The organism is Sphingobium sp. PAMC28499 (genome assembly GCF_004795815.1).
Lineage (GTDB): Bacteria > Pseudomonadota > Alphaproteobacteria > Sphingomonadales > Sphingomonadaceae > Sphingobium > Sphingobium yanoikuyae.
Genome location: NZ_CP039248.1, coordinates 3,679,768 through 3,698,346, shown reverse-complemented (window position 1 = coordinate 3,698,346; position 18,579 = coordinate 3,679,768). Strand labels below are relative to the sequence as shown.

The 18,579-nt window shown below is 65.2% G+C and carries 22 protein-coding genes; 9 read left to right on the top strand and 13 right to left on the bottom strand.

The window, feature by feature from the left end; all coding sequences use genetic code 11:
* Window positions 1-28: 28 nt before the first annotated feature.
* On the bottom strand, window positions 29-943 hold the full coding sequence (gene rpoH / locus E5554_RS17585; protein WP_136187589.1) for an RNA polymerase sigma factor RpoH: 915 nt from the start codon (window positions 941-943) through the stop codon (window positions 29-31).
* Window positions 944-1,021: 78 nt separating this feature from the next.
* Window positions 1,022-1,972 carry an RluA family pseudouridine synthase gene (locus tag E5554_RS17580; protein WP_017500473.1) on the bottom strand — a complete coding sequence of 317 codons (951 nt, stop codon included), beginning with the start codon at window positions 1,970-1,972 and terminating at the stop codon, window positions 1,022-1,024.
* 17 nt (window positions 1,973-1,989) lie between these two features.
* On the opposite strand from E5554_RS17580, the gene E5554_RS17575 reads away from it, so the two are divergent.
* Together E5554_RS17575 and E5554_RS17570 are read left to right on the top strand one after the other, a co-directional pair.
* Entirely contained in the window at window positions 1,990-2,391 is a 402-nt protein-coding gene (locus E5554_RS17575; RefSeq protein WP_136187588.1) for a M67 family metallopeptidase, read from the top strand.
* 91 nt (window positions 2,392-2,482) lie between these two features.
* Window positions 2,483-3,136 carry a histidine phosphotransferase family protein gene (locus E5554_RS17570; protein WP_010336062.1) on the top strand — a complete coding sequence of 218 codons (654 nt, stop codon included), beginning with the start codon at window positions 2,483-2,485 and terminating at the stop codon, window positions 3,134-3,136.
* A gap of 16 nt (window positions 3,137-3,152) precedes the next feature.
* On the opposite strand, the gene E5554_RS17565 is transcribed toward E5554_RS17570, so the two are convergent.
* The 6 genes from E5554_RS17565 to map all read right to left on the bottom strand — a co-directional run bounded on the left by E5554_RS17565 (window position 3,153) and on the right by map (window position 8,187).
* Window positions 3,153-3,662: a DUF4269 domain-containing protein gene (locus E5554_RS17565; RefSeq protein WP_136187587.1), complete on the bottom strand. Its 510-nt coding sequence runs from the start codon at window positions 3,660-3,662 to the stop codon at window positions 3,153-3,155.
* The gene (locus E5554_RS17560; protein WP_210729765.1) at window positions 3,659-4,708 is read right to left on the bottom strand and encodes a nitronate monooxygenase; all 1,050 of its coding nucleotides are present in this window, start codon (window positions 4,706-4,708) and stop codon (window positions 3,659-3,661) included. The genes E5554_RS17565 and E5554_RS17560 overlap by 4 nt, the downstream gene beginning before the upstream one ends.
* Before the next feature lie 43 nt (window positions 4,709-4,751).
* A complete protein-coding gene (locus E5554_RS17555) occupies window positions 4,752-5,054 on the bottom strand; it encodes a DNA-binding protein (RefSeq protein ID WP_136187585.1) in 303 nt (100 codons plus the stop codon).
* A 120-nt stretch (window positions 5,055-5,174) separates the two neighbouring features.
* A complete protein-coding gene (glnA, locus tag E5554_RS17550) occupies window positions 5,175-6,587 on the bottom strand; it encodes a type I glutamate--ammonia ligase (RefSeq protein WP_125986785.1) in 1,413 nt (470 codons plus the stop codon).
* Window positions 6,588-6,681: 94 nt separating this feature from the next.
* Window positions 6,682-7,020 (bottom strand): P-II family nitrogen regulator, encoded by a 339-nt coding sequence (locus E5554_RS17545; RefSeq protein WP_004207549.1) that lies wholly within the window; start codon window positions 7,018-7,020, stop codon window positions 6,682-6,684.
* A gap of 336 nt (window positions 7,021-7,356) precedes the next feature.
* A complete protein-coding gene (gene map / locus E5554_RS17540; RefSeq protein WP_210729844.1) occupies window positions 7,357-8,187 on the bottom strand; it encodes a type I methionyl aminopeptidase in 831 nt (276 codons plus the stop codon).
* 83 nt (window positions 8,188-8,270) lie between these two features.
* Between map and E5554_RS17535 the strand changes: the two genes are divergently transcribed.
* From E5554_RS17535 to E5554_RS17525, 3 genes are all read left to right on the top strand, one after another.
* On the top strand, window positions 8,271-8,753 hold the full coding sequence (locus E5554_RS17535; protein ID WP_125986787.1) for a GFA family protein: 483 nt from the start codon (window positions 8,271-8,273) through the stop codon (window positions 8,751-8,753).
* On the top strand, window positions 8,750-9,505 hold the full coding sequence (locus E5554_RS17530; protein WP_125986789.1) for a molybdopterin-binding protein: 756 nt from the start codon (window positions 8,750-8,752) through the stop codon (window positions 9,503-9,505). The genes E5554_RS17535 and E5554_RS17530 overlap by 4 nt, the downstream gene beginning before the upstream one ends.
* Window positions 9,506-9,582: 77 nt before the next feature.
* Window positions 9,583-9,984 carry a polyketide cyclase gene (locus tag E5554_RS17525; RefSeq protein WP_125986791.1) on the top strand — a complete coding sequence of 134 codons (402 nt, stop codon included), beginning with the start codon at window positions 9,583-9,585 and terminating at the stop codon, window positions 9,982-9,984.
* Between the two features lie 28 nt (window positions 9,985-10,012).
* Here E5554_RS17525 and E5554_RS17520 read toward each other — a convergent pair whose 3' ends face one another.
* From E5554_RS17520 to E5554_RS17505, 4 genes are all read right to left on the bottom strand, one after another.
* On the bottom strand, window positions 10,013-10,366 hold the full coding sequence (locus tag E5554_RS17520) for a YbaN family protein (RefSeq protein WP_125986793.1): 354 nt from the start codon (window positions 10,364-10,366) through the stop codon (window positions 10,013-10,015).
* 98 nt (window positions 10,367-10,464) lie between these two features.
* Window positions 10,465-11,769, bottom strand: a complete 1,305-nt coding sequence (locus E5554_RS17515) for a HAMP domain-containing sensor histidine kinase (RefSeq protein ID WP_136188402.1) — start codon at window positions 11,767-11,769, stop codon at window positions 10,465-10,467.
* 169 nt (window positions 11,770-11,938) lie between these two features.
* On the bottom strand, window positions 11,939-12,604 hold the full coding sequence (locus E5554_RS17510; protein WP_004207541.1) for a response regulator transcription factor: 666 nt from the start codon (window positions 12,602-12,604) through the stop codon (window positions 11,939-11,941).
* Window positions 12,605-12,652: 48 nt separating this feature from the next.
* Window positions 12,653-12,991, bottom strand: coding sequence for a hypothetical protein (locus E5554_RS17505; protein ID WP_010336069.1), 339 nt, complete (start codon window positions 12,989-12,991; stop codon window positions 12,653-12,655).
* A gap of 70 nt (window positions 12,992-13,061) precedes the next feature.
* On the opposite strand from E5554_RS17505, the gene E5554_RS17500 reads away from it, so the two are divergent.
* Complete coding sequence (locus tag E5554_RS17500) at window positions 13,062-14,555, top strand: DUF389 domain-containing protein (protein ID WP_136187583.1); 1,494 nt, start codon at window positions 13,062-13,064, stop codon at window positions 14,553-14,555.
* A 4-nt stretch (window positions 14,556-14,559) separates the two neighbouring features.
* Here E5554_RS17500 and E5554_RS17495 read toward each other — a convergent pair whose 3' ends face one another.
* Window positions 14,560-15,285 (bottom strand): SIMPL domain-containing protein, encoded by a 726-nt coding sequence (locus tag E5554_RS17495; protein ID WP_010336071.1) that lies wholly within the window; start codon window positions 15,283-15,285, stop codon window positions 14,560-14,562.
* 140 nt (window positions 15,286-15,425) lie between these two features.
* On the opposite strand from E5554_RS17495, the gene E5554_RS17490 reads away from it, so the two are divergent.
* The 3 genes from E5554_RS17490 (at window position 15,426) to E5554_RS17480 (ending at window position 18,570) form a co-directional block, all read left to right on the top strand.
* Window positions 15,426-17,204 (top strand): ATP-binding cassette domain-containing protein, encoded by a 1,779-nt coding sequence (locus tag E5554_RS17490; protein WP_136187582.1) that lies wholly within the window; start codon window positions 15,426-15,428, stop codon window positions 17,202-17,204.
* 67 nt (window positions 17,205-17,271) lie between these two features.
* Entirely contained in the window at window positions 17,272-17,985 is a 714-nt protein-coding gene (locus E5554_RS17485) for a VIT family protein (RefSeq protein WP_136187581.1), read from the top strand.
* Window positions 17,986-18,024: 39 nt separating this feature from the next.
* Entirely contained in the window at window positions 18,025-18,570 is a 546-nt protein-coding gene (locus tag E5554_RS17480; protein ID WP_017500459.1) for a glutathione peroxidase, read from the top strand.
* The last annotated feature ends 9 nt before the right edge of the window (window positions 18,571-18,579 follow it).

The following is an 18,579-nucleotide window of genomic DNA, read 5'->3' as shown; positions in this document are numbered from 1 at the left end:
GGCTTCTTCTTTTCCATGTGTGGCCGGATCAGGCGGCAGCGAAGCGCGCCATCTTTTCCAGCTTGCCGCCGGCGATGCGCATCATCGCCTTCTGCAGCTTCTCGAAGGCGCGAACCTCGATCTGGCGGACGCGCTCGCGCGACACGCCATAGACCTGGCTCAGTTCCTCAAGGGTCTTGGGCTCCTCGGCCAGGCGACGCTCGGCCAGGATATGCTTCTCGCGGTCGTTGAGGTCGGTCATCGCCTCGACCAGCATCTCGTGACGCTGGGTGCGTTCCTGCTCATCAGCGACGCGTTCGTCCTGCAGCGGATCGGTGTCCTGCAGCCAATCCTGCCACTGGCCGTCGCCATCCTCGCGCATCGGAACGTTGAGCGAGGTATCGCCGCCCATCGCCATGCGACGGTTCATCGACACCACGTCATCTTCCGACACGCCCAGATCGGTCGCGATCTTGGTCACGTCCTCGGGGCGCAGATCGCCATCCTCGAACGCCTCGATATTGTTCTTCATCCGGCGCAGGTTGAAGAACAGCTTCTTCTGCGACGCGGTGGTGCCCATCTTCACCAGGCTCCAGCTGCGCAGGATGAATTCCTGGATCGACGCGCGGATCCACCACATGGCGTAGGTCGCCAGGCGGAAGCCGCGTTCAGCCTCGAACTTCTTCACGCCCTGCATCAGGCCGATATTGCCTTCGCTGATCAGCTCGCTGACCGGCAGGCCGTAGCCGCGATAGCCCATGGCGATCTTCGCCACGAGACGCAGGTGAGAGGTGACGAGCTGGGCCGCCGCCTCGGGATCCTGATGTTCCTCGTAGCGCTTCGCGAGCATATATTCCTGCTCGGGGGTCAGCAGCGGAAACTTGCGAATTTCCGACAGATAGCGGTTGAGGCTGGCTTCACCGCCCAGCGCCGGAACCGCGGGGACATTGCTCCGATTGGCCATGTCACAATTCCTTCCCTTTACATGCGCGCCAGGCAGACCCGAAAGTGGCATCCGCTGGCCGCGCAAACTTGTCAGAACCTATACGTGAAGCTCGCTTAACAGTTCCTGCATATCTGCAGGCAGGGGACTGTCGAAAGCCAAGGGTTCCTCCGTCACAGGATGTATGAACCCCAGCCGTTTCGCGTGCAATGCCTGCCTTTTGAAACCCAGCGTTTCCAGTATTGATTTGAAACCTTTTCTGTCTCTACCGTAAACCGGGTCACCGATCAAGGGGTGACCCAGATGCGCCATATGCACGCGAACCTGATGGGTGCGGCCGGTTTCCAGCCGGCATTCCACCATCGCCGCGCCGCGCAGGCGCTCCATCACGCGGTAATGGGTGACGGCATGCTTGCCGCGCCCTTCCCGATGAACCGCCATCTTCTTTCGATCAGCGTCGGACCGCCCGATCCAGGCATCGACCGTGCCGGACCCCGGCGTTGGAATGCCATAGACGATCGCGGCATAGAGCCGGTCGATACTGTGATCCTTGAACTGTCGGGCCAGGCCCTCATGGGCCTTGTCCGACTTAGCAACGACCAACAGGCCGGAAGTATCCTTGTCGATGCGATGAACGATGCCGGGACGCGCCACGCCGCCAATGCCGGATAACTGACCATCGCAATGGTGCAGCAGCGCATTGACCAGCGTGCCGTCCAGATTGCCGGCCGCCGGGTGGACCACCAGGCCCGCAGGCTTGTCCACCACGATCAGGTCGGCATCCTCATGCACGATGTCGAGCGGAATATCCTGCGCCACGGCGTCGAGCGCGACCGGGGCGGGCAGGGTGATGCTGTAATCCTGCCCCACCGCCACCTTCATCGACGGGTTGAGCGATCGACCGCCAGAGACGATCTGTCCCTCGACGATCAACGCCTTGATCCGCTCGCGCGACAGGTCGGGCAGCAGTTCGGCCAGTGCGCGATCGAGGCGCAAACCCGCCTGGGCTTCGCCTATCGTCGTTTCAATGATGGAAACCCCCGGAACCATTGCCTAGGGATGTAGGAATGAAGGCCGAAATTTCAAGGGTGCTGCTGGAACAAATCATGGCCCTGGCCGCGGCCGAGCCGGGGGAGGTCTGCGGCCTGCTGCTGGGGCAGGGCGCGCGCATCGACGCGATCCTGCCAGCGGCCAATGTCGCGCCTGACCCGGCCCGTCATTTCGAACTGGCGCCGGCGACCTTGCTGGCCGCGCACCGGGCCGCGCGCCGGGGCGGGCCGGCGGTGCTTGGCCATTATCATTCCCACCCATCGGGCGTGCCGATTCCGTCGGAAACGGACCGCGCCTGTGCTGCGCCGGACGGCGCCTTGTGGCTGATAGTCGGCGGGGGAGCGGTGCGCGCATGGGTGGCCGGGCCAGACGGGGAGGGGAGCGTGGCCTTCGTGGAGGCGTTGCTCGATATAAGGTGATGCAAAGGGGGTGAGCCGGGCTTGCATCATCGGCTGGGGAAGCCTAGCCGGGAAGGTGTCTTTTCCCGTAAATCCGGCGGCCTCCATCTCCATGACCCATCCGATCGACAGCATCGAATTTGCCAGCCTTCTCTGCTCGCGCCTCTGCCATGACCTGCTGAGCCCCGTCGGGGCGCTCAACAATGGCCTGGAACTTATGGCTGACGAAACCGATCCGGACATGCGCCAGCGCTGCCTGGACCTGCTGGCCGATAGCGCCCGCACCTCGGCCAACAAGCTGAAATTCTTCCGCCTGGCCTTTGGTTCGGCGGGTGGCTTTGGCGATGCGGTGCCGCCGCATGAGGCGAAGGTCGCGATCGAGGGCATGTTCGCCTCGGGGCGGGTGAAGCTTGGCTGGATGGTCGAGGAACAGATGCTGGCCAAGCTCGCGGTCAAGGTGCTGCTTAATCTCGCGCTGATCGCCGGCGATGCGCTGGTGCGCGGTGGGCAGCTCGACATCGGTGCGGAGAAGCGCCCTGGCGTGACCGAGATCGTGGTGCGGGGCGAAGGGCCCAAGGTCATTCTCGATCCCGAACTGCGCGCGGCGCTGGCAGGAACCTTGCCGGCCGGTGGCCTGGCGTCGCGCACGGCGGCCGCCTGGATGGTGCGGGCGCTGGTGATGGAGGCTGGCGGCGAGATAGTGCTGTCGCCGCCGGGCGATTCGGTGCTGCTGTTCGGCGCCGCCATCCCCGACCGCGCAGAATAATTCGGGCTGGAATAAATCAGGGCAGCAGGGCGCGCAGGGCTGCGTCGTCCTGTTTCTCCAGTTCCAGCAACGCGGCATAGGGATCACCCGTCAGGCCGAGCAGCGCGGCAAACGCGGGCTCGGTCTTCAGGCCGCAATGGCGCAAGGCCATGATCGCCTGCGCCAAAGCAGGACCGCCCAGATCGAGCAGGCGCTGCTCGACACAGAAATGGCGCCAGCCATGTTGCTGCACGACCGGCAAGGCCTGGCCGAAAATCTCGAATGGCCAGTCCCATGCGCGAAAGCGGACGATCATGGCATCAAGGTCGTGGCGCGCATGAACCGCAAATTCGGGGCGATCGCCGAAATGCTCGGTCAGCAAAGCGGCAAAGGCATCGAAGTCCCGCACCTCGCAGACGATATCGATGTCGCTGCCCGGCAGGTCCAGACCGAGTGGTGGCGTGCCCGCAACATGGGGATCATAAGGCGCCAACAACGTCAGGACGCCGCTGCGTTGCAGCGCGACGTCATGCGCGACGCGGCTCATGCCTCGCGCATCTCCGCCGCGATCGCCGCGATCAGCTCTGCGGCTGGCAGGGCGCGGGCGAGGGGCGCACCCTGGCCCGCCCATTGCGCGCCATAGCTGCCTTCGCCTTGGATCTTGGCGGCCGCGTTGAGCGCCTTCCCGGCGGCATAGGCGCGCGGATAGTCGGGCACGTCTCCACCATTCTCAGTGCCCCATTGGGTGAAGCGATTGGCAAGGCAGCGGGCCGGGCGGCCGGAAATGGCGCGGGTCATGACCGTATGCTGGGCGGCCAGGCTGGCCAGGGCGGCGCGATAGGCGGCGTCGGCGCTGCTTTCCGGGCAGGCGATGAACGCCGTGCCCAGTTGCGCCGCTACCGCGCCCAGATCGAGTGCTGCGCGCACGCCCCGTCCGTCCATGATGCCGCCGGCCGCGATCACCGGCAAGCCGGCCTTCGCCACCAGCAGGCGGGTCAGCGCGAAGGTGCCGAGCATCGCATCGGGCGCATCGGGATCGAACATGCCGCGATGGCCGCCGGCTTCAAATCCCTGCGCTACCAGCGCGTCGATCCCGGCGGCACGCGCGGCGCCTGCCTCGTCCAAATTGGTGACGGATGCGAGCAGCAGGCAACCCGCCTGCTTGAGCGCCGCGATTTGGGCCGCGCTAGGCAGCCCGAAATGAAAGCTGACCACGCGCGGCCGCGCTTCGACCAGCAGGTCGAGCATCGCCGGGTCTTCGGCAAAGCTGCGATAGATGGTCTCCAGGCGGGTGGGTGGTGCCGCATCCTGCGCGGCAAAGAGCGGTGCCAGCGCCGCCAGCCACGCTTGTTCCTCAGCCGGACGAACGCGGGGCGGCGCATGGACGAACAGATTGACGTTGAACGGCCGGTCAGTGAGTGCGCGTGTTGCCGCAATCATGGCGCGGGCGCCCGCCGCATCGGTTGCGCCCACGGCGATCGATCCCAGCGCCCCGGCATTGCTGACGGCGGCGGCCATCGCCGGCGTCGATACGCCCGCCATCGGCGCCTGGATCAGGGGAAAGGAAAGGTCTAGCGCGTTGAACGGGTTCATGCAGTCCATGTGGGCGGTGGCGATCGATCCTGCAACAGGGGGATCAGACGTCGTCGTTGCCCACCGGGCCGCCTTCGCCTTCCATGCGGTTGATTGCGCGCACGTCGCGTGCGGTGAATTTCAGGCGAACGCCAGCGCCCTGTTCGCCATCCTCCGGCAGGAAGACGGCGCCACCCTGTTCCAGTATCAGGCGCAGTCGTGCCTTGGCATCGTCACCCGGATCGGCGCGCCCGGCTTCGAAATCGGCCAGCATCGGCATATCGATCCCCGCAAGGCGCGCGACATGATCACGCGGCCATTGCACCAGGGCGCGGGCGGCGCGGGCAAGCTTTCCGCTGATCTGCAAGGCGAGTCTCCCTTCGTCTATGCGTGGCGCCAGAATAGAACAGCACGCCTGCCGCGCCGCAACGGAAAAGGCCCGGCCGCTTGCGCGACCGGGCCCGTCCTCCAGCAACCTGTGAAAGGATCAGGCGCTGTAATACATGTCGAATTCGACCGGCGACGGGGCCATTTCCCAGCGATACACTTCCGGCCACTTCAGTTCGATATAGGCATCGATCTGGTCCTTGGTGAACACGTCGCCCTTGAGCAGGAACTCATAGTCGGCTTCGAGGCTGTTGAGCGCTTCACGCAGCGAACCGCAAACGGTCGGCACCTGGCTCAGCTCTTCGGGCGGCAGGTCATAGAGATTCTTGTCCATCGCGGCGCCCGGATGGATCTTGTTCTCGATGCCGTCGAGGCCGGCCATCAGCAGCGCGGCGTAGCAGAGATAGGGGTTGGCCATCGCGTCGGGGAAGCGGAATTCCACGCGCTTTGCCTTGGCACCGGCGCCGTAGGGAATACGGCAGGAAGCCGAACGGTTGCGGGCCGAATAGGCGAGCAGAACCGGGGCTTCGAAGCCCGGCACCAAGCGCTTGTAGCTGTTGGTGGTCGGGTTGGTGAAGGCGTTGAGGGCCTTGGCGTGCTTGATGACGCCGCCGATGAAGTAGAGGCAGGTGTCGGACAGGCCGGCATAGCCTTCGCCCGCGAACAGCGGCTTGCCGCCTTCCCAGATTGACATGTGGGTGTGCATGCCCGAACCATTGTCCTGTGCGATCGGCTTGGGCATGAAGGTCGCGGTCTTGCCATAGGCCTGGGCGACCATCTGCACGACATATTTGTAGATCTGCATGCGGTCAGCGGTCTGGACCAGCGTACCGAAGGTCAGGCCCAGTTCGTGCTGCGCGGCGGCGACTTCATGGTGATGCTTGTCGCAGGGCAGGCCCATTTCGAGCATGGTCGACACCATTTCGGCGCGGATGTCGGTGCAGGGATCGACCGGCGCGACGGGGAAATAGCCGCCCTTGGCGCGCGGACGGTGACCCAGGTTGCCGCCTTCATATTCCTTGCCGGTGTTGGTCGGCAGTTCGATGTCGTCGATCTTGTAGTAGCTCTGCGAGTAGTCATTCTCGAAGCGCACATCGTCGAACATGAAGAATTCGGCTTCCGGGCCGACATAGATGGTGTCGCCGAAACCGGCCGACTTGACGAACGCTTCGGCGCGCTTGGCGCACGAACGCGGGTCGCGGGCATAGAGTTCGCCGGTGTCGGGCTCGACGATGTCGCAGAAGATGATCAGCATCGGGGTGGCGCTGAACGGATCGACATAGACCGCGTCCAGGTCGGGCTTCAGGATCATGTCCGACTCGTTGATCGCCTTCCAGCCTTCGATCGACGAACCGTCGAACATCAGGCCCTGGGTCAGCTCATCTTCGCCGAGGACCGAAGACACCATGGTCAGGTGCTGCCACTTGCCCTTGGGATCGGTGAAACGGACATCGACCCACTCGATTTCCTTTTCTTCGATCATCTTCAGGATGTCTTTTGGCTTGTTGGCCATGTGCAGTTGCCCTTCTCTATGGATACCCCCCCGAAGGGGTCGTTGAAGCCTGTGTCCGCCGGACCCCTGTCCGCCGGCTAGAACCTGTCGAAAATCAGATGGCGTCGCTGTCGCGTTCGCCGGTGCGGATGCGCACCGCGCCCTCGATGGCGGAAATGAAGATCTTGCCGTCGCCGATGCGGCCGGTCTGGGCGGCGCTGCAGATCGCTTCGACGACCCGGTCGGCCAGGGCGTCGTCGACAACGACCTCCAACTTCACCTTGGGCAGGAAGTCGACGACATATTCGGCGCCGCGATACAGTTCGGTATGGCCCTTCTGGCGGCCGAAGCCCTTCGCCTCGGTGACGGTGATGCCGGACACGCCCACTTCGTGCAGCGCTTCCTTCACCTCGTCCAGCTTGAACGGCTTGATGATCGCCTCGATCTTCTTCATCACTTAATCCCAACCCATGACGCACGAACGGACACGGGTTGGCCCCGCATCCTTCAACCTTCAAGCGACGATCATCATGCCCCCCGAGGCAAGCGCCGTCTCCCTTAACAATCAATTACCGTGCCAAGTGGCGAATCGCTAGGCCTGCTTTCGGCGATGCAGCAATCTTTGTCCATATTGCCCGGATTCCGGGCAATATCATGTCATTCTGCCTGTTTTTTGGGCAGTGGTTGAACGGCCCATCACGCAAAAGGCCCGCCCCGTCGATGCCGATCAGGACTGATCCCGATGGCATGAACGGAGCGGGCCTTTGGGACCGCCATGCGCAGGCAGAAATCAGCGCGCGTAGGGCGGGCAGTCGAGGCCGGTCGGGCTCTTGGTAAAGATCTCGCAGCCGGTTTCGGTGATGCCGATGCTATGTTCGAACTGGGCCGACAGGGTGCGGTCGCGCGTCACCGCCGTCCAGCCATCGTCCAGCATCTTCACGCCCGGCTTGCCGATGTTGATCATCGGTTCGATCGTGAAGAACATGCCGGGCTTCAGCTCCGGGCCGGTGCCGGGACGGCCGACATGGACCACTTCCGGGCTGTCATGGAAGACGCGGCCCAGGCCATGGCCACAGAAATCGCGGACCACCCCGTAACGATGCTTTTCGGCATGGCGCTGGATGACATGGCCGATGTCGCCCAGATGATTGCCGGGCTTGGCCTGCTCGATGCCCAGCATCAGGCATTCATAGGTGATCTCGACCAGCCGCTTCGCCTTGATCGGCGCATCGCCGGCGATGAACATGCGGCTGGTGTCGCCGTGCCAGCCATCGACCAGCGGGGTGACGTCGATATTGAGAATATCGCCGTCCTTGAGCTTATAGTCGCCCGGAATGCCATGGCAGATGACATTGTTGAGCGAGATGCAGCAACTGTGCGTATAGCCGCGATAGCCCAGGGTCGCCGGCACGCCGCCGCCGTCCAGCGTCATGCGGCGGACGATGTCGTCCAGTTCGCCGGTGGTCACGCCCGGCACCACATGGGGCACCAGCGCGTCGAGGATCTCGGCGGCCAGCCGGCCGGCCTTGCGCATGCCGTCGAAACCGGCCGCGTCATAGAGCTTGATCGCGGTCGAGCGGGAAACCGGCGCGTCGGCCGTCATCGTTATATATTCGGTCATGTGGTTGATATAGACCCTGCGATCCGGCATTGCGAGTGTCTTCGCTCAGCCCCGCGGTCGCTATCAGGAAAAGAGAAACGGACATGGTGATGGAAGGCGGATGCGCCTGTGGTGAGGTGCGCTATCGGGTCGATGCCGACCCCATCTTCGTCAACAACTGCCATTGCAGCCTGTGCCAGCGGCAGAGCGGCGCGGCGTCCGCAGTCAACGCCTTTGTCGAGGTCGATCATCTTCACCTCCTGTCTGGGCAATTGAGCGAACATGTCGTGCCGACCGGCAGCGGCAAGACCCAGGTGATCATGCGCTGTGCCAACTGCGGCACGGCGGTCTGGAGCTTCTATCCCCGTCTCGGCCGGGCGGGGGCGGCGATCCGGGTCGGCACGCTGGACGATCGCTCGGCGATCCGGCCCGATGCCGCGATCTTCGTGGCCGATCGGTCGGACTGGACTGCCTTGCCGGCCGATGTGCCGGTCTTCGAGACCAGCTACAAGCCGGCGGACATATTGCCGCCCGATCGGCTGGCCCGGCTGATGGCGCTTGCCGCCCGTGCGGAGCCGCTGGCATGAGCGACCGTATCTGGACCGCCGCCGTGATCGTGATCGGCGATGAAATCCTGTCCGGCCGCATCCAGGACAAGAATGTCGCGCAGATCGCCACCTGGCTCAATGTCCAGGGCATCCGTCTGCGCGAGGTGCGGGTGGTGCCCGATGTGCAGGACGCGATCGTCGAGGCGGTCAACATATTGCGTGCCCGCAACGACTATCTCTTCACCACCGGCGGCATCGGCCCGACCCATGACGACATCACGGTCGATGCGATCGCGGCGGCGCTGAGCGTCGGCGTCGAGATCCATCCCGAGGCGCGGGCGATATTGGAGCGCTATTATGTCACGCGTGGGGGCCTCACCGACGCGCGGCTGCGCATGGCGCGGGTGCCGGCGGGCGCCGACCTCATCGAAAACCGGATGTCGGGCGCGCCGGGCATCCGCCACGGCAATATCTTCATCATGGCCGGGGTGCCGCACATCACCGCCGGCATGCTCGAAAGTCTGACCGGCACGCTGGAAGGCGGCTTGCCGGTCCTGTCGGCGACGATCGGCTGCTGGGTCGCGGAAAGCGAGATCGCCGACCTGCTCGGCGCCACCGAACGCGCCCATGAGGGCGTCCAGATCGGCAGCTACCCCTTCTTCCGCGAAGGGCGCACCGGCGCCAATTTCGTCATCCGCTCGACCGACCAGGCGGTGCTGGACGCGTGCGTCACGGACCTCAGCGCCGCGTTGACGGAGGGGGGCTGGCCCCCGGTGCCCGGCGGCATCTAGCCAAGAAACATCCGTTGCGGTGACAAGAAGGCCTGGCGGCGGTACAGCGCAGTTCCACTTCTAAAAGAGAATTCTGTATGCTTACCGCGCGAACCTACAGTGTCACGATAGCGCGCAACTGGCGCGAGCTTTACGAAGCGATCTGGCAGCCGGAGATATTCCCGAAATGGGCATCGGGCCTGACCGAGGCCGATCTGCGCAGGGGCGGCACCGGATGGATTGCCGACGGTCCCGATGGGCCGATCGTCGTTCGCTTCACGCCGCACAATGAATTTGGCGTGATGGACCATTTCGTCGAGACCGGTGATGGCCGGGAGGTTCATGTCCCGCTGCGCGTCATCGAGAATGGGGATGGGGCGGAGGTGATGCTGACGCTTTTTCGCCAGCCCGGTATGAGTGACGAGGATTTCGCGCGCGACGCCAAGTGGATTACCCGCGATCTGCGCGCGCTGCGCGATTATGCAAAGGCGCAGGGCTAAGGGGGGATGTCTGTCCCGCCCAGGCGGCTCAGCTTTCCGGCCGTGTCCAGATCCAGCTGCCGCCGATCAGCGCCGCGGCCAGCGGGATCAGATACCAGGGGAAGGGGGAGAAGATCAGCGCCAGGATCGCGCTGAAGGCAAAGGCGCCGAGCGCGGCCTTCTTGCCCTTGCGGCTGATCGCGCCGCATTCGCGCCAGCGGCGGATATGCGGACCGAAATGCTTGTGATCCAGCAGCTTTGCCTCCAGTTCCGGGCTGGAGCGGGCAAAGCAATAGGCCGCGAGGATCATGAAAGGGACGGTTGGCAGCAGCGGCAGGAAGGCGCCCAGCGTGCCCAATCCGATCGAGAGGAAGCCGGCAATGAGATAGAGATGGCGCCGCACCCGTCGATCCCGTCTGGAATGGGCCGATACGGCCCGGTCTGTCCTGTCTATGCTATTGATTTGCAGGAACGCAATTGCCTTTCGTCGCGCGCCTTTTGTCAGGCGGCCGGCAGGCGCAGGCGGACCAGCAGTCCGCCCAGATCCTCGCTCTCCTCCAGTGCCACCGACCCGCCATAGATTTCGGCGACGTCGCGGACGATGGCGAGGCCAAGGCCAGTGCCGGGCTTGCCCGAATCGAGGCGCACGCCGCGATCGAAGATGCGCACCCGGTCGGCTTCGGGAATGCCCATGCCGTCATCCTCGACCATGATCTCGACCATTGCGCCAACCCGGCTGACCGTCGCGAACACGCTGCCGCCGCCATATTTGGCGGCATTCTCGACCAGATTGCCCAGCATTTCGTCCAGATCCTGCCGCTCGACGCGGACCGCCGCATGCTTGTCGCCGTCCATGTCGACCCGCGCATCCTGACAGAGATGGCGCACCGCGCGCTCGACCGCCTCCAGGCTGGCCCAGACCTCGGCCCGGCTCTGCGCTGCGCCGCGCCGGCCGACGGCGCGGGCGCGGGCGAGGTGATGGTCGACCTGGCGCCGCATCGTCGTCGCCTCACGCACAACCGTTTCGCCCAGGTCCGGCGCATTGGCGGTCGCGGCGTTCATGATGACGGTCAGCGGCGTCTTGAGCGCATGGGCGAGGTTGCCGGCATGGGTGCGCGCTTCCTCCGCCTGCCGCTCATTATGGGCAAGCAGCGCGTTTAGTTCCTCGACCATCGGCAGCACTTCGGCGGGCATGGGTTCGGTCACCCGGCTCTTGTCGCCATCGCGCATCTTGATGATTTCCAGCCGCACCTTGCGCAGCGGCCGAAGGCCATAGATGGTCTGCAAGGTAGCGAGCACGATCAGGCCCAGCGCCAGCAGCGCGAAGCTCTTGAACAGGGTGGATCGCAGCGTCTTGATCTGGCCATCGAGGCCCTGGCGCGCCTGTGCGACCATGAACATCCAGCGCGCGTCGGAACCGGGCAGGATGACGCTGCGCTCCATGACGCGCAGATCCTCGCCGGGAAACTGCTTGCTGTCATAGACATGGAAATTGCGGTCGGCATGGTCGCCCGGCACCTTGAGCGCCCGGTCCCACAGCGATCGCGACCGCCAATCCTCATGCCCCTTGGCGCTGATCTGGTAATAGAGGCCGCTATTGGGTTCCAGGAAGCGCTGGTCGGCCAGTTCGCGGTTGAACAGCACTTCGCCGTCCGGGCCGATCTCGGCCGCCGCGATCATCGCGGTCAGCACATAATTCATGCCGTCGTCGAAATTGCGCGTCACCGCGTCCGACAACACCCGGTCGAGCGCGACGCCGCCGCCCAGCAGCAGCACGCTGATCCACAGCGCGGCAATGCCGATCATGCGGCGGCTGATCGACCCGGTGGACCGGACGGGGGAGGGCGACGGGCTGGCCATGCAAAATGATCCTACACCCGTTCACTGCATACGCAGCCGAGAAACATGGCCGATGGCACGGACCTATTTGCCTGTCGACTTCGCCCGCAGCGAACGGAAGCGGATGGGGCGGGGATCAGCGCCCCGGCTCGTCCAGGCTGTAGCCCAGGCCGCGGATGGTGGTGATGACGTCGGCGCCGAGTTTCTTGCGGATGCGCGTCACGAACACTTCGATCGTGTTGGAATCGCGGTCGAAATCCTGGTCGTAAATATGCTCGATCAGCTCGGTGCGGCTGACCACCTTGCCCTTGTGGTGGAGCAGATAGGACAGGAGCTTATATTCCTGTGCCGTCAGCTTCACCGGATCGCCCTTGAGCGTCACCTTGCCCGAACGGGTGTCGAGACGGACGTCGCCGGCGATCAGTTCGCTCGACGCGTTGCCGCTGGCACGGCGGATGAGCGCGCGCAGGCGGGCGATCAGTTCCTCGCTTTGGAAGGGCTTGGCCAGATAATCGTCGGCGCCGGCGTCCAGGCCCGCGACCTTGTCGGACCAGCTATCGCGTGCGGTCAGCACCAGCACCGGAAAGCTGCGCCCTTCCTTGCGCCAGCGATCCAGCACGGTCAGGCCGTCGATCGTCGGCAGGCCAAGGTCCAGGACCACGGCGTCATAATTTTCGGTCGAGCCCAGGAAATGGCCATCCTCGCCATCGGTGGCGAGATCGACGGCATAGCCGGCCCCTTCCAGCGTGTTCCTGAGCTGCTGGCCCAGACTCGGTTCATCCTCGACGATCAGCAGGCGCATAGGGTTCCGTTTCTTGTTATCGACGCAATGGGTTTGGCCGGCACGCGGTCAGCGTGCCCAGCCGATGATATCGCCTGTCCGGCCGTCGGCATCAACCCACATCACCTTGCCGTCCTTCACATATTTCAGGCGATAGCGATTGGTGGAAGGGTTGAACTCGCTGCCGACATAGGTGGCACCGCCCACCTGGGCGTCGACCCGGCGCTTGATCATCGAAAAGGGCATGACCTGGCCGTCCAGCATCGCGCGGCGCGCGGCATCCTGCTCGTCACGGCGGCCACCGGCTTCGGCGACCGGTGTCATCAGGGACAGGGCCAGTAGGGCGCCCAGTCCGGCAGTCAGGCTTTTGGCGATCATTGTCATGGGCATGGCATAGGCGAAGCGCATTGAACAGGTGGTGAATGACCGGTCATTCCGCGCTGGAAAGGAGCGGCAGGGCGAATTAGGCTTGCCAGCCATGGAGAATGAAGATGACAGGCCCGTAGCCGATGCGCCCTTGTGGCGCTCCGTTCCGCGCTGGTGGCGCAGCCATGTGATCCGCGGGATCGATCATCAGGCCGTGCTCGAAAGGGTGCGAGCCGATGATGGCTGGACCCCGTCCTACGCCTTCATGATCCTGATGTCGGCGGGCATTGCGGTGCTCGGCCTGCTGCTCTCCTCGCCGGCCGTGGTGATCGGCGCGATGCTGATCTCGCCGCTGATGGGGCCGATCGTCGGGCTGGGCTTTGGCCTTGCCATGACCGATGCGCGCGAAATCCGCCGGACGATCGTCGCGCTGGCGGGCGGGGCGCTGGTGGCGATCGCGTTCACCGCCTTCATCGTCCTGCTGTCGCCGTTGCAGACGGTGACCAGTGAAATCGCCGCGCGCACCCGGCCCAATCTGTTCGACCTGATGGTCGCGCTCTTTTCCGCGCTGGCGGGCGCCTATGCGATGATTCGCGGCAAGGCCGGCACGATCGTCGGCGTCGCGATCGCCACCGCGCTGATGCCGCCGCTGGCAACGGTGGGCTTTGGTCTGGCGACGCTCAATGCGACGGTCGCGGGCGGTGCCTTCCTGCTCTTCTTCACCAATTTCGTGACGATCGCCCTGGCTGCGGCGATCATGGCGCGCCTCTATGGCTTTGGCCGGCGGCTGTCGCCCAGCCAGAGCTGGCTGCAGATGGTTTTCATCGGTGCCATCTTCCTGGCGCTGGCAGTGCCGCTCGGCCTGTCGCTCGGCCAGATCGCCTGGGAGGCGCGGGCCGCGCGCGATGCCCGCGACGTCATCCGGCGCGAATTTCCCGATGGCGCCCGGATCGCGCAGCTCGACCTGGATTTCGCCGCCAAGCCACTTGCCGTGACCGCCAGCGTCCTCACCAGCCATTATGAGCGCGACGCGTCCGCGCGGGCCGGCCATATTCTGGGCGACATGCTGGGCAAGCCGGTGTCGCTGGATATCGAACAGATCCGGGTGGGTGAAGGGACGGATGCCGACAATGCCCAGCTGCTCGCCGCCCAGACCGCGCGGCGTGAGGTGCAGGGCCAGGTCGATCGCCTGACCGACCGGCTGGCACTCGTCGCCGGTGTCAATCCCGATGCGGTGACGGTGGATACCGCGCGCAAACGGGCGGTGGTGCGGGCGCGGGCTTTGCCGGATGCGGGCCTTGGCGCCTATTGGGCGCTGGAGCGGCGGGCGGCGGCGGCAACGCCCGGCTGGGCGATAGAGATTACGCCGCCGCCCCTGCCACTGCCGTCGCTGGCACTGGATGAAGAAGGAGCCGTGACGGACAAGGATCGATTGGCGCTTGTCCTGTGGGCGGCGCAGCGCACCGGCCTGCCGATCGACCTGTCGATCAAGGGGGAGGGGCATGAGAGGCTGCTCAAGCCCTTTGCCGATCGTGGCGTCGACGCACGGCTGGTCAAAGGCGCCAGCGCGGACCTTGCGGTGCCGCACTGGCGCGTCGAGGAATGACGGCTTAGCGTTCCAGCGCGTACTGGACCGTCAGGCTGATCGATGCGCTGACCTGGCCGGGTTCGACCGGGGTCGGCGCGGCGTCGGCCTTGAACCGGGCCGCCATCAGCGGCATCGGCGCATTGCCGCCGCTGCTGCTTTCCGAGATCGAGACCAGCCGGGCCGAGCGATAGCCCGCCGCCTGGGCATAGAAATCGGCCTGGGCCTTGGCCGTCTTGAGCGCGGTGGCGCGGGCCTGGGCCTGCAGCGGGCTCGGATCCTCGACCGAGAAGCTGGGGCCGTTGATGTTGGTCGCGCCGGCCTGCACCAGCGTATCGAGCAGCGCGCCGACCTTCTTCACGTCGCGTACCTTGACGCTGAGCTGGTTCGACGCCTCATAGCCCAGGAAGCGCGGACCGGACGGCTGGCCGTCGCGGTTGCTGTAGTCATATTGGGCGTTGAGGTTGATGCCGCTGGTCTGGATGTCGGCCTTGGCGATGCCGGCCTTGGCCAGCGCCGCGATCAGCCCGTCCATCTTGGCGGCATTGTCCTTCATCGCCTGGGCCGCGGTCGGCGCCTTGGTCTGGACGCCGGTGCCGATGGTCGCGACATCGGGCGCGGCCTCGACGCTTTCGGTGACGTTCAACGTCACCACCGGCGCGGTCTCGGCGATGGTGACGCTGGTCTGGGCGACAGCCGCGACAGGCAGTGCGGCGGCGCCGAGCGCCATCAGGGCGAGAGCGGATTTCATGGACATGGTCTCCTCTGTAAGTCCTGCACCCGTTTTTGGCCGGGGTGCGATGAATGGACGCTGTCCTGCGTTGAAAGCCGTCCGACAGCTTTCCGGTTCCACTCTTGCCCCGACGCCCGATAGGCCCTAGCTGCACCGCCATGGCAGCACCCATTCTCTCGTTCGAAAATCTCGGCCTCTCGCAGGGCAGCCACTGGCTGTTCCGGCATATCGACATCCATGTCGGCCAGCGCGACCGGCTGGCACTGATCGGGCGCAACGGCGCGGGCAAGACCACCTTGCTCAAGCTGATCGGAGGGCAGATCGAGGCGGATGAGGGCATTCGTTCGGTACAGCCGGGCGCGCGGGTGGTGACGCTGGAGCAGGATCCGGACGTCAGCGCCTTCAAGACGCTGCATGATTTCGCGCTGGCCGGCGCATTCGCGCCGCCCGCCCATGAGGTGGAGGCGATCGCCGACCAGCTGGGCATCGACCTGTCGCGCGAGGCCGCGACCGCGAGCGGCGGTGAGCGCCGCCGCGCCGCGATCGCCCGCGCCTTGGCCAGCGAACCCGACCTGCTGCTGCTGGACGAGCCGACCAACCATCTGGATATCGCGGCGATCGACTGGCTGGAAAGCTGGCTCGCCCGTTATACCGGCGCCTTCATCGTCATCAGCCATGACCGTGCCTTCCTGACCCGCCTGACCCGCCAGACCTTGTGGCTCGATCGCGGCCAGATGCGCCGCAACGAGATCGGCTTCGGTGGCTTCGAGGACTGGATGGAAGCGGTCTATGCCGAGGAGGCGCGCGCCGCCGAGAAGCTGGACGCCAAGCTCAAGATCGAGGCGCACTGGCTGGAGCGCGGCGTGACCGCCCGGCGCAAGCGCAACCAGGGGCGCCTGGCCAAGCTGTGGGAGATGCGCGCCCAGCGTGCCGCGATGCAGGGGCCGCAAGGCACCGCCAAGATCGCGGTGGCGAGCGACGACAGCAAGACCAAGAGCGTCATCAAGGCCGAGCATGTCACCAAGACATTTGGTGATCGGACCATCATCAACGACTTCAGCCTGCGGGTGCAGCGTGGCGACCGGATCGGCATCGTCGGCGGCAATGGTGCGGGCAAGTCGACCCTGCTCAAGCTGCTGACCGGCGAACTGGCGCCCGACAGCGGCGCGGTGACGCTGGCCAAGACGCTGGACATGATCTTCATCGACCAGCAGCGCAGCCTGATGCAGGGCGACAAGAGCGTGCGCGACGTGCTGGCCGAGGGCGGCGACTGGATCGATGTGCGCGGCGTGCGCAAGCATGTCCATGGCTATCTCAAGGACTTCCTGTTCGATCCCTCGCTGGCGGAGGCGAAGGTCGGCACCCTGTCCGGCGGCGAGCGTTCGCGTCTGCTGTTCGCGCGCGAATTTGCCCGCGAATCCAACCTGCTGGTGCTGGACGAACCGACCAACGACCTCGACCTCGAAACGCTCGACCTGCTGCAGGAAGTGATCGCGGACTATGATGGCACGGTGCTGATCGTCAGCCATGACCGCGACTTCCTCGACCGCACCGTCACCGTGACGCTCGGCCTCGACGGATCGGGCAAGGTCGATGTGATCGTCGGCGGCTATGCCGACTGGATCGCCAAGCGCGATCCGCGCCGTGCGCCCAAGGCGGAGAAGAAGGAGGCTGCGGCCCCGCCGCCGCCCAAGCCGGCCTCGACCAAGCTGACCTACAAGGATCAGCGCGACCTCGACCTGCTGCCCAAGAAGATCGAGGAACTGGAAGCGGCGATTGCCCGCGACGAGGAGGCGCTGGCCGATCCGGCGCTCTATACCCGCGATCCCAAGAAATTCGCCGCGCTGACCGCTGCGATCGAGAAGGTGCGGGCAGAGAAGGACGCGGCCGAGGAACGCTGGCTGGAACTGGCGGAGAAGGCCGAGGGGCTGGGCTGAGCCCCTTGCGCTGCCCCCTGCATCTGATAGCCAACGGGCTGGATGATCTGACAGGGGGCTCCATCATATGACCACGCCGCGCGTCGAGCCGCCACGGCCGCATCATGCCGTTCATTATGTCAATCGGGTCGGCTGGCTGCGCGCTGCCGTGCTGGGCGCCAATGACGGCATCGTGTCGACTGCAAGCCTGATGACAGGCATCGCCGCATCGGGCGCGACGGGCGAGTCCATATTATTGTCGGGTATTGCCGCCTTGGTGGCCGGTGCCATGTCGATGGCGGCGGGCGAATATGTGTCGGTGAGCGCCCAGTCGGATACCGAGCGTGCCGATCTTGCCAAGGAAAAGAAGGCGCTGGCGACGCAGCCCCATGCGGAATGGGAGGAGCTGCGCGACATTTATGTCGAGCGCGGGCTGGACCGGGACTTGGCTGGGCAGGTGGCTACCCAGTTGATGGCGACCGATCCGCTGGGCGCCCATGCCCGCGATGAGCTGGGCATTTCTGACCTCAGCACGCCGCGCCCGGTGCAGGCAGGGCTGGCCTCGGCGGCGAGCTTCGCTTGTGGCGCAGCGCCGCCGGTAGTCGCCGCGGCCATCGCGCCGTCGCTGGCCGGGATCAGCGTCGTGCCGGTATCGCTGCTCTGCTTGCTGCTGCTGGGCTATGTCGGGGCGCGACTGGGCGGGGCGCGGCCGGGGCGGTCGATGCTGCGTACCTTCTTCTGGGGCGCGCTGGCGATGGTCGTCACGGCAGCAGCGGGCCATCTTTTCGGCGCGGCTATATGATGGCAAGGTCCGCCGCCTGATATCCAAGGGAGACGATGCATGACCGCAATCCAGCAGATACCGCTCAAGACCATCAAGGGCGCCGACGCGACCCTGGCCGATTATGCCGGCAAGGTGGTGCTCGCGGTCAATGTCGCCTCCAAATGCGGGCTGACGCCGCAATATGAGGGGCTGGAAAAGCTCTATGCCGATTATCGGGACAAGGGGCTGGTGGTCGCGGGCTTCCCGGCCAATGATTTCGGTGCCCAGGAGCCTGGCAGCAATGACGAGATCGCCACCTTCTGCACCACCAATTTCGGCGTCGATTTCCCGATGTTCGAGAAGATCGTGGTCAGCGGGCCGGACAAGCATCCGCTCTACGCCGCGCTGACGAGCGCACTGCCCGAAGCGCAGGGCGATGGCAACAGCTTCCGCGAGCGCCTCAAGGGCTATGGCATGACGCCCAATCCGGTGCCGGAAATCCTATGGAATTTCGAGAAGTTCGTAATCGCCAAGGATGGCAGCGTCGCGGCCCGCTTCGCACCGACAACGGCGCCCGACGATCCGGCGCTGGTTGCTGCGATCGAAACCGAACTGGCGAAATAAGCGTCCGAC